This window comes from Thermostichus sp. OS-CIW-20 (assembly GCF_054061455.1).
This window is the reverse complement of the sequence record NZ_JBSSEF010000005.1, coordinates 126,627-136,877: the sequence shown is the minus strand read 5'-3', so window position 1 is coordinate 136,877 and position 10,251 is coordinate 126,627. Positions and strand designations below refer to the sequence as shown.

General features: G+C 59.6%; 10 protein-coding genes. 5 read left to right on the top strand and 5 right to left on the bottom strand.

Annotated features, from left to right (window positions below):
* Nucleotides 1-174: 174 nt before the first annotated feature.
* The 3 genes from ppc to ACVWXC_RS03920 all read right to left on the bottom strand — a co-directional run bounded on the left by ppc (nucleotide 175) and on the right by ACVWXC_RS03920 (nucleotide 4,033).
* Nucleotides 175-3,111, bottom strand: a complete 2,937-nt coding sequence (gene ppc / locus ACVWXC_RS03930) for a phosphoenolpyruvate carboxylase (protein WP_457391043.1) — start codon at nucleotides 3,109-3,111, stop codon at nucleotides 175-177.
* Between the two features lie 122 nt (nucleotides 3,112-3,233).
* Complete coding sequence (locus ACVWXC_RS03925) at nucleotides 3,234-3,491, bottom strand: DUF3146 family protein (protein ID WP_011429727.1); 258 nt, start codon at nucleotides 3,489-3,491, stop codon at nucleotides 3,234-3,236.
* A gap of 200 nt (nucleotides 3,492-3,691) precedes the next feature.
* Nucleotides 3,692-4,033, bottom strand: a complete 342-nt coding sequence (locus ACVWXC_RS03920) for a DUF3155 domain-containing protein (RefSeq protein ID WP_041438161.1) — start codon at nucleotides 4,031-4,033, stop codon at nucleotides 3,692-3,694.
* A gap of 771 nt (nucleotides 4,034-4,804) precedes the next feature.
* Here ACVWXC_RS03920 and ACVWXC_RS03915 point away from each other — a divergent pair.
* A complete protein-coding gene (locus tag ACVWXC_RS03915) occupies nucleotides 4,805-5,281 on the top strand; it encodes a DUF4168 domain-containing protein (protein WP_011429728.1) in 477 nt (158 codons plus the stop codon).
* Here ACVWXC_RS03915 and ACVWXC_RS03910 read toward each other — a convergent pair.
* Nucleotides 5,271-5,678 carry an ATP-binding protein gene (locus ACVWXC_RS03910; protein ID WP_099884163.1) on the bottom strand — a complete coding sequence of 136 codons (408 nt, stop codon included), beginning with the start codon at nucleotides 5,676-5,678 and terminating at the stop codon, nucleotides 5,271-5,273. The genes ACVWXC_RS03915 and ACVWXC_RS03910 overlap by 11 nt on opposite strands.
* A 109-nt stretch (nucleotides 5,679-5,787) precedes the next feature.
* Between ACVWXC_RS03910 and ACVWXC_RS03905 the strand changes: the two genes are divergently transcribed.
* The 4 genes from ACVWXC_RS03905 to ACVWXC_RS03890 all read left to right on the top strand — a co-directional run bounded on the left by ACVWXC_RS03905 (nucleotide 5,788) and on the right by ACVWXC_RS03890 (nucleotide 9,449).
* Nucleotides 5,788-5,937 (top strand): hypothetical protein, encoded by a 150-nt coding sequence (locus ACVWXC_RS03905; protein WP_011429730.1) that lies wholly within the window; start codon nucleotides 5,788-5,790, stop codon nucleotides 5,935-5,937.
* Between the two features lie 207 nt (nucleotides 5,938-6,144).
* The gene (locus ACVWXC_RS03900; protein WP_346426062.1) at nucleotides 6,145-6,636 is read left to right on the top strand and encodes a DUF2062 domain-containing protein; all 492 of its coding nucleotides are present in this window, start codon (nucleotides 6,145-6,147) and stop codon (nucleotides 6,634-6,636) included.
* Between the two features lie 188 nt (nucleotides 6,637-6,824).
* Nucleotides 6,825-7,613, top strand: a complete 789-nt coding sequence (gene map / locus ACVWXC_RS03895) for a type I methionyl aminopeptidase (RefSeq protein ID WP_011429732.1) — start codon at nucleotides 6,825-6,827, stop codon at nucleotides 7,611-7,613.
* Between the two features lie 6 nt (nucleotides 7,614-7,619).
* Nucleotides 7,620-9,449: a chloride channel protein gene (locus ACVWXC_RS03890; protein ID WP_457391050.1), complete on the top strand. Its 1,830-nt coding sequence runs from the start codon at nucleotides 7,620-7,622 to the stop codon at nucleotides 9,447-9,449.
* Between the two features lie 3 nt (nucleotides 9,450-9,452).
* Here ACVWXC_RS03890 and ACVWXC_RS03885 read toward each other — a convergent pair whose 3' ends face one another.
* Nucleotides 9,453-10,241 (bottom strand): endonuclease III domain-containing protein, encoded by a 789-nt coding sequence (locus tag ACVWXC_RS03885; RefSeq protein ID WP_457391052.1) that lies wholly within the window; start codon nucleotides 10,239-10,241, stop codon nucleotides 9,453-9,455.
* Nucleotides 10,242-10,251: the final 10 nt, after the last annotated feature.

Sequence of the window (10,251 nt, the reverse complement as noted above, 5' to 3'; positions counted from 1 at the left end):
TTTTACATACCTAGCCATACCAAGCAGCCATACTGAACATACTGGGCATTATTTTCAGTATAGTCCAGCATATCATTGACTAGAGTCATGCTCCCAACCGCCTTGCTCCCGGAGATATCCTAGGCCGGTTGGAGAGGGCCGTAGCTATCCTTGATCCCCAGGAAGAGTCGGTGCTCAGCCTGTGTTGCGCATACCGGCGGCGATGCCGTTGATGGTGAGCAGAGCTCCCCGCAGCAGCTCGGCGCGGTTGTACTGGGTGTTGTGGAAATGGGATTTTTGCTTGCCACGCAGGCGCTTGAGGAGCGAGACCTGGATAAACCCGAGGGGCACGATTGAACGGTTGCGCAGTTGCACCGAGCGCTTCAGATAGGGGTCGTTCTCCAACAGCTCCTTGTGTCCTGTAATTTTCAAAACCATCTCCCGGGTGCGGTACATCTCCTGGGCAATGAGCTCGAATAGCTCCATCGCCCGCTCCAGGCGCTCGGGGGAGCTCATCTCTCGCACGTAGTGGCGGGCAATTTGCAGATCCGCCTTGGCCAGGGTCATCTCCACTTTGGAGATCACCATGCGGAAGAAGGGCCACTCGCGGTAGAGATGCTGCAGGTGGTTGAGGTTGTGTTCGCCTTTAGCCGCGTATTCCTCTAGAGCGGTGCCCACTCCATACCATGCGGGCAAGAGAAAACGGCTCTGTGTCCAACTGAATACCCAGGGAATGGCCCGCAGGGATCCGATATCTTTCGAGTTACCGCTGCGGCGAGCTGGGCGGGAGCTAATCTGCAGTTGGCTGATCTCTTCGATGGGGGTGACCTCGTGGAAAAACTCGACAAAGCCTTCCTGCTCGTAGACCAGGTTGCGGTACACCTGGCGAGAGCGCTCTGCCAGCGATTCCATCAGGCGCGACCACTCGTGCAGGTCGTTGGGGTAGGTGCGCAGCAGGCTCGCCTGGATGACGGCGCTGGTAACAGTTTCCAGGTTAAAAATGGCCAGATCCTGGAGAGAGTACTTAGAGGCCAACACCTCTCCCTGCTCAGTAATCTTGATGCGGCCCCCCACGCTGCGCCCCGGCTGGGCCAAGATCGCCTCGTAGGCCGGCCCTCCCCCGCGCCCCACCGAGCCACCCCGGCCATGGAAGATCTGCAACTTCACTCCATAGGACTCGGCCACCGCCTGCAGCCGCTGCTGGGCTTTGTAGATCTCCCAGTTGCTGCTTAGAAAGCCAGCGTCCTTGTTGCTATCCGAGTAGCCCAGCATCACCTCCTGTAGGTTTTCCTGCTGGGCCAGGTACTGGCGATAGAAGGGGATCTCCAACAACTGCCGCAGCACCTCTGGCGCCCCCTTTAGGTCTTCAACGGTCTCGAACAACGGCACCACCGCCAGGGATCCGCGCCCGCTGATGGGATCGTAAAGGCCCACCTCCTTAGCCAGCAGCAGCACCTCTAACAGATCGCTCAACTGGCGGCTCATGCTGATCACGTAGGTTTGGCACATGGCCATGCCAAATTCCTGCTGCAGCCGGCGCAGGGTGCGAAAGGTGGCAATCAGCTCCGCCGCTTTATCGGAAAAGGGAGCTTCTAGAGGGATGAGGGGCCGGCGGGTTTGCAGCTCCCGCAGGAGAAAAGCTGTTTTTTCCTCCTCCGTCATCTCGCTGTAGGGCCGCGGCAAGATCCGCAAGTACTCGAAGATCTCGGTGAGAGCGGCCTCGTGGTAGCTGCTGTCTTGGCGGATATCCAGGTGGGCCAGATGGAAGCCAAAGACCTGCACCTGGCAAATGAGGTGATCCAACTGGCGGCAGGAGAGGCCACTGTTTTTCAAGCTGCTCTGAATAAGCTGCAAGTCGGCCAGAAATTCTTCTGCATTGGCGTAGGCGTTGTCCAGAGGGGGCGGGACAGGCAGGCAAGCGGAGTCGGCCAAATTGCGGTTGCGCTCCCGCGTCAACTCCAGCCGCCGCTGGATGTAGCTGAGCTTGAGCCGGTAGGGCTCTTGGCGATATTGCAGCGAAAAGGACTCGTAAACCTCGGGCATGCGGCGGCGATCCTGCTCAAGGACATCCAGCAACTGGCTGTCCACATCCCCCCAGTGCAAAGAGACGCTCAGGGTTTTGGTGAGGGCCTTCACGGACTCGATGTACTTGCCCAAAATCAGGTTGCGCTGGTAGCAGGCCGTTTGCCAGGTAACGTCGGCAGTGACGGAAGGGTTGCCGTCCCGATCCCCGCCCACCCACGAGCCGAAGTTGCAAAAGCCTGCCGGCGGTGGCTCGACGCTGGGAAAGGACTTTTTCAAGCTGCGGCTGAGGTACTCATGCAGCAGAGGGATAGCCTGAAACAAAACCTCTTCAAAATAGTGCAAGGTGTAATCGACTTCGTTCAGAACGGTCGGTTTGGACTGATGCAACTCGTCGGTGTGCCACCAGAGCAAAACTTCCTCTGCCAGCTGTTCTCTCAACATCTGAGCTTGCAGAGGGTCGAACTGCTCTGCCCAGTCCAGTTGGCTGAGCAGACGGGAGAAGACCCGTTGTTTTTCGCGGATGGTGTGGCGGACAATCTCAGTGGGGTGGGCGGTAAACACCAAGCGGATGTGCAGCCGCTCCAGCAGGCGGCGCAGCAAGCCAGGCGGCACTCCCTGAGCCCGCAGGTAGGGGAAGAGCCGTTCAAATTTTTCGTTTTCCCGCACGGTGCGCTGCTGGCTGTCCACCATGCGCATATCTGAGTCTTCTGCCCGTTCGTAGTGCTGTTCAACGATGTTGATCAACTGAAAGAACAAAGCGAAGGCGCGGGCCGTTTGAATGGCTGCATCAAGGCTGAGATGCTCGACAATTTGTAGTACTTCCGGGATGGGGTACTCCAAGGCCTGCCCTTCAGGGGAACACATGGAGCGCAGCCGCTGCAACAGATCTACCAAAGGCTGCCCGCACTCCTGCAGGATTACGGCTTCCCAAAGTTCTTCCACCATTTGCAGGCGGCGATTCAACAGGTTGTTCCTGCGGTCGAGCGCTTCATCCACGGCGAGGGCACGGGCCAAGGGATCCCGTTCCGCCAGTGGAGGGGCCTCCTTCAGGCCGTTGGCAGAACCCACTGCCCGCTCTGCAGTCGTCAGGTGGGAGGAAGAGGTCATGAAGGCAGCTCCTAGAACAACCATCCCAATATTAGAGCCTGTTCGCTGGAAGGGCAGATTACTCTTGGAGGAGAGCTGTCTCGGCAGCATGGCCAACTCTCCCCCTGTTTGCCCAGGGATCCCTAGAGGCGGCTACGAATAACAAATGAGTAGTTGCTGCCGGGCTCTAGTAAGTAATCCGATTTCTCCAAAAAACGGCTCAAGGGATCGCAAATCAAGGCCCGCCCTACAGAGGGTTCCACCTTCAGCTCCCCGGATCGAAAGCGCCAGCAAAAGCGCCAAACCCAACCGTTGGCGTTGACTTCCCCTTCAATGGCGCCCTCCTGCCAGGAGCGGCGGGTAATTTGTACATGGGCGGTGGTCTGCGGCAGTCGGCTCATCCAGAACCTCCCGACGGGATCCCCTGTAAGGTAGCGCGCAAACCCCTCTCCGAGAAGTCGAAGATGGGCGATGAGGGGCTAGATAGATGCTAGGTGGAAAGGGATCCCGTTAATTGGATGGTTCTCTTGCCGAGGATAAAAGCAAGCCCCCCGTGGGGGGGCTGTTTCTTCAGCTCCTGAGGCCGGTATTGATATAGAAACTATTGAGCGGCAGTTGCCAGAGCCTTGGAAGATTTTTTCTCCGGCTTCTCAGCCGCAACCTGCGCTAGCAAAGCCCGTAAGCTGGGAAAGAGAAAGTGATTTTCTTCGACATATTGCGCGCCGAATAGTCCCTTCTCCGCCCAGAAAAATCGGTCTATCGTGTGCTCGTTTCGCCGAACCAGAATCAGCGCAGGCGGCTGAATAGAGTTTTCCTGTATGTATCTCCGGGCGGCGGTTACAGACTTTTCTTCGCCGCTATCTAATTTAAATTGAGGAATATAATCTAAGATTTTGCGCCCCTCCAAACGACGGCGGCTCTTACGCTTTCTTCTCCTGACCAATGTCAGCCTCCTGTAGAAGGATTACAAGACAACCTTAAAAAATATATCAGCAATACCTAAGAAAATCAATAACTTCTACCGACTTTTGTTATCATCCTTTACAGAAATAACAAAGGACAACGAACGTCCTCCTCCACGAGCGGAAAAGTAAGGCAACTTACCTCTGTCTCCCCTCCAAGAACTTTGCCGGGAAACTGCTTATTCAGTTGAAAAATAAACCCTTTCTCCCCGGAAGGGAGCAAAGAGAAATAGGGTATCGATTAGCTCTGATGCCTGCGAAGAAAGTCAACTGCCAGCGCAGGAGACTCCCTTCCGATCTGGCCTCTGAGCTAGCATCGACAATAAGGAACGCTCAACAGAACACATACCTAAACCCAGGTACGGGCAACTCCCCTTAGTGGGGATTAGGGTTGGCCAATTGCAACTGCGCAAACCTAGAGCAGCTTCACCAAAAGGAATACTCGCGGGGCGAGCAGCCTTTGGAGAGGGTACTACGACTGTACAACCAATTTTCCGTTTCTACAATATGTCCAGGATAGGTTTCCCGTACTGCGTTAAACCCTTAGACGGCAGACAGACCTCTTGCTACTCTGGCTTCAGGGATGACCTGAGCCATAAGGGTTCCGGTCGGTCTCAGGTAGAAGCTGCAGGAGCCCCGCTTCGTACTCCCTTCCATCCCCCCGCCTCCCTGCCCCTGGTATGCGGGGGGTTGGGGGGGAAGGGAGGCGGTCGGAGCCGGGTAGTTTACTCTAGGTCGAGGGAGTTTTGGGCATGAGGAAATTCGCGTTGCTGGTGAGTCTGGGATTGATTCTGGGATCCCCGCCGCTTTGGGCGCAGGAGGCAACCCCGCTCCCCAGTCCTGCTGCAACTCCTTCTGCGGCTACAGGGGGGGCTCCCAGCCCGCAAGCTTCCCCAACTCTAACCCCAGAGCAAGTTACCGATGCTCAGGTGGAGCAGTTGGTGCAGATTCTGTTGGAATTGGATCCTTTGATCCGGGAAGCCAGCGCTCAGTTGCGAGAGACCCAGAACGAAGAAGAGTACGAGCAGATCATGCAGCGCACGGAAACCCAAGCCAGCCGCATTGTCGAGAAGCAGGGGCTGACGGTGGCCGAATATCGCGAGCTGATGACCTTGGCCAACGAAGATCCCGTTTTGAACCAGCGAGTGCGGGCCCGCTTGCAAAAAGTGATCGAAGAAAGGGAATCCTCTGCTTCTCCCCAGCCAGCCACCCCGACGCCTAGGCCCTAGGCTGAGCTGACTGCTGTTGGCCGGAGACAGAAAGAAGCCGGGGCAACCGCAAGGTAAAACAAGTGTGGTCGGCCTCGCTGTTAAGGTAGATTTTCCCTTGCAACAAGTTTACCCGTTGTTGCACAAGGGCCAAGCCCAACCCTGTCCCTCCCCGCCGCCGGGGATCCGAGCTGGGCACGCGGTAAAACTTCTCAAATACCCGCTTTTGTTCTGCAGGGGGGATGATGATGCCGGTGTTGCCAATTTGGATTTCCAGGTGAGGAGGAGCGCTGGTGACCTGTAGGTTAATCCGGTGCTGGGCAGGAGTAAATTTCCCGGAAAGCGCCGTAAAGCCCCTATCTTTGGGCAGGGGATATAAGGCGCTTTCTGGTAACCCCGTTAGCGGGTCGGGGGCCAAACTCTACACTTGGGGTACTGAGCAACTTTTTGGCAATCTTCCCGCTCCCGTCTCTCCAGGATGAGATCCTAGAATTGGAGTCTTCTAGGATCTTTTCTGGGACTTGAGGATGAAAACTCCGCCTGAAAGGCCCGCCCCCAAAGTCCAGGCGGGATCTCTGCGAGCTGCGCTGAGCATTGCGCTGTTTCTGTTCTTACTGGCGCTGGTTTCCTACTTGAGCCTCAACTTCGTGCTGGCCTTGGTGGACAAGCTCAGCTAGCCACTCCCTGAGGCGATTCCTCGGCGCGGATCTGCCGATAGCCCTTTGTCTTCGGCAGCAGGAAAGATACAATGGATTTACAGGGCTTAACACCTTTTCTCAGTTTCTACGCTCCCCATCATGAGCCCCCTCTCATGGCTGAGACCATTTTCTTGGTTCGCAGGTTCGCCGGGATCCGCTGGGCCTTATCTTGAGTCTCAACCTGCGCTGACTTGGCCCCGCCGGGATCTGGGCTGGAGGCGCTGGCTGCGGTACCTGTATCTGCGCCTGTTGCGAATGCAATCCTCCCCCAAAGAAATTGCCCGCGGCCTGGCGGCGGGAGTTTTTGCGGGTTGTTTTCCCATCTTCGGCTTTCAAACCCTGGTGGCCCTGCTGTTGGCCGTTCCTTTGCGGGGCAACAAGCTGGTGGCGGCGGCAGGAACTTGGGTGAGCAACCCCCTCACCTATGTGCCGATCTATGCCTTTAACTACCGGGTGGGGGAATGGCTGCTGGGATCCCGAACAGCCTTTGCCACTTCGGAACTGGTGGTAGCTCAGAACTGGATGCAGTGGGGCCTGGAGGTGTCGGCCACACTCTTGGTGGGCTGTGCGTTTGTCGGGTTTTGGGGCGCCCTCGTTAGCTACTTTCTGGGGCTGTGGCTGGTGGAGTGGATCCGCCGGCGGCGGAGAAGGGGCCGGGTCTCCTGTGAAGGGATGTAGGGCGGCTCAAAAGGCCCAACCCAAAGCTGAGCTAGGCCGGGATCCCTGCCGCCTCAGACTTCGGAGATGGATCCAACTTCAGAGAACAGAAGGGTTTGACGATGGAAGATATGCGATCGCTATTAACCGATCTCAGCCGCCGCTCTCAGCGATGGGGGGAACAGTTGGGATCCGCCTTGCAGACGGGCATGAGCCAGCTTACCCAAGCTCCTCAGCCGATTGTGTTGCTCTCGTCGCGGGAGCTGGAGAAGATGCGACGGGCCTGCCGCCTGGCTGCGGATCTGCTCAAGCACCTGGAGCCGATGGTGCAGCCGGGGGTCACCACCCAAGAGCTTAACGACGAGGCGGAGCGCTGGACGCGGGCCCACGGGGCCAGGAGCGCCCCTCTGGGCTACCACGGCTTTCCCAGGTCCATCTGCACCAGCGTCAACCACGTTGTCTGCCACGGCATTCCCAGCCCCAAGCAGGTCCTGCGGGAAGGGGACATTATCAATATCGATGTCACCCCCGTTTTGGATGGCTACCACGGCGACACTTCCAAAACGTTCTTTGTCGGGCAGCCTTCCGAGCGGGCGCGGCGTCTGGTGGAGGTGGCGGAAGAGTGCCTGCGGCGGGGCATTGCCGCCGTGAGGCCAGGCGGCAGAGTTGGGGATATTGGGGCTGCTATTCAAGAGTACGCCGAGTCCCAGGGCTACAGCGTGGTGCGGGACTTTGTCGGCCACGGGGTAGGACGGCAGTTCCACACGGCGCCCCAGATCCCCCACTACGGCGAACGGGGGAAGGGGGAAAAACTCCGCCCCGGCATGGTGTTTACCATCGAGCCGATGATCAACGAAGGCACGTGGGAGGTGAAGGTGCTTGCAGACGGGTGGACTGCTGTGACGGCAGACGGCAAGCTCTCCGCCCAGTTTGAACATACGGTTGCCGTTACCGAAACCGGCGTGGAGATCCTGACCCTACCCTCCTCCGGCCCTTGAGCAGGTATGAATAGCGCTAGCGTTGCCGATCCCCGCCTGCGTCTTTCCTCTGAGAATCTGCTGCTGCTGCTGGCGGCAGCGGCGGGGCTGGGCACAGGTTTGTTGGTGATCGGGTTTCGCTATCTCATCGGCTGGTGTCGCTATCTTTTGCAGGATACTCTCGTCGACAGCATTGTCAGGGCTGCGCAACAACACGGCCTGTTGCTGCTGGGATCCTGGGCAACCATTTTGGCGCCGCTGCTGGGGGGTCTGTTGATCGGCACCCTGGGGGTGGTTCTGCCTTTCCCCAACCTCAGCCTCTCCAGTTTGGTGAGTGCCAACCGGCCTCTCGCCCCTCGCCCAGAATGGATCCCACTTAAGCTGGTGGCTGCCGCCGTCTCGTTGGGGGCGGGAGCTGCGCTTGGGCCGGAGGCCCCCAGCGTGGAAAGCGGGGCCCTACTGGGATGCCTGCTGGGGCAAAACCTGCGCCTTGCGCGGGAGCGGGTGCAACTGTTGATGGCCGCCGGGGCGGCGGCGGGGCTGGCGGCGGGGTTTAACGCGCCGATTGCCGGGGTGTTTTTGGCGCTGGAGCTGGCTTTGGCCCGCACGTTCACCACTTCTGCCGTCAGTGTGGTGGTGTTGGCAGCGGTGGTGTCGGCCCTGATTGCCCAGGTAGGGCTGGGGGCGCAGCCGGCCTTTTTGCTGCCGACCATTACGCAGCCGGCTTTTGTCTTGCCCGCCTACGAGCTGCACAGTCTGCTGGAGGTGCCCCTCTATTTGGGTTTGGGCCTTTTGGCCAGCTTGGTCTCCATCGCCTTCGGCTATGCACTGGAATGGGTCAAGCACCTGTTCGGCAGTGGCCCCCTGGCGGCCTGGCCAGCTTGGAGCAAGCCGATTCTGGGCGGTGGGATCCTGGGCTGTGTCGGCCTGGGGATCCCGTTGGCCCTGGGGGTGGGCTACGAGACCATTGAGTCGATCTTGCAGGGGGTGCCCTTTTCCCTCGGCCAGCTTAGCTTGCTGTTGCTGGGCAAGGTATTCCTCAGCGCGGTGAGCGTGGGCAGCGGCTTTGTCGGGGGAACCTTTGCCCCGGCTTTGTTCTTGGGAGCGGTGCTGGGGGCAGGCTACGGCCAGGTGGTGGGAAAGGCTTTGCCTGCTATTGCCCTCTCTCCCCCTGCCGCCTACGCCATGGTGGGTATGGGGGCGGTATTGGCGGCCAGCGTGCGGGCTCCCCTGACGGCCATTCTGCTGCTGTTTGAGATGACGCGGGACTACCACATCGCCTTGCCGGTGATGGCGGCGGTGGGCCTGAGTATCTGGCTGACGGAGCAGTTGCACCCGCCGGCCATCTACCCCTCCGCCCGTCGCAGGCAGGAGCCGAAGGGCCTGACGGTGCAAGAGGTGATGGTGCCCCCTTCTCTGCTGCTACCCCAGGATACGCCCCTGCGGGAGGCGCTGGAGCGCTTGCTGCAGCAAAAGTGCCACAGCGCTTTGGTGGTGGACGGTCAAGAGCGGCTGCGGGGCATTCTCACCCTGGAAGACCTGGAGCGGGCCTTGGCCCACAAGCAGGCCGGGGAACTGGCCGAGCTGACGGTGGAGCAGGTCAGCCAGTCGCCTGTGCTCACCACTTTCCCCGACGAAGCCGTGGCGGTGGCCGCCGAGCCGCTGTACGAATACGATTTGCGCCAGTTGCCGGTGGTCTCGCGGGAGGATCCGGAGCATGTGGTTGGCCTCTTGGATCGGGAGCGGGTGTTGCTCTCCCAAGAGATCGAATCTGTGCGGCAAGTCCTCGAGCCGGAAGTTCCTGCCCCAGGTGGGGTCGAAAACGGGATCCCTTCTTCCCCTGCGCCGGCAGACTAGGGATCAGCGCTGCCGCAGCAGGGCGGAGGGGCATTCGTGTCGCAGAGGGCAGCGGCCACATTCGGGCCTGCGCGCCTTACAGATGCGTTTGCCCAGCCGGATCAAGTTGACGTGCAGGGAATAGGCCTTGCCCGCCGGGATCCGCGGCGACAGTTGGGCAAAGGTGTCGTCGGGGTGTCTGGCCCGCACCAAGCCAAGACGGTTGGCCACCCGATGCACATGGGTATCCACCGGGCAGAGATCCCGGCCCAGGCCAAACAACAGCACGCAGGCGGCTGTCTTCAGTCCTACCCCCTTCAGGGAAAGGAGATAGGCCAGAGCGTCCGCGTCGTCCAGATCCCGCAAAAAGTCCAGGCTCAGGGATCCCTGTCGCTTGACAATGGCAGCCAGAATCTCCTGAATGCGGGCTGCTTTGAGTTGGGCCAGGCCCCCGGGACGGATCACCTGGGCCAGCTTGGTTGGATCAGCAGCTAAGACAGCTTCCCAGGAGGGGAAAGCGGCTTTGAGGGCGCGAAAGGCGCGGCTGCTATTGTGGTCGGTGGTGTTCTGGGAGAGGATCGTGCCCACCAATTCGTCCAAGAGGTCGGGATAGAGGGGCAGACCATCAGGGCTGCGAGGACGTTGGGGGATGCCAAAGCACTGTTCCAGGCGCGCCAACAGTGATTCCAGCACGACGGCGTTGGGGCTCGCCTCACCAGGACGAGGTTCCAGCCAGGCTGAAGTCTCCATGGCTGCGGCAGGCTCAGGCAGGCGGCGGGCAAGAGGATCCCGATCCAATCTCGGCTGTACCACGGCTGGCCCC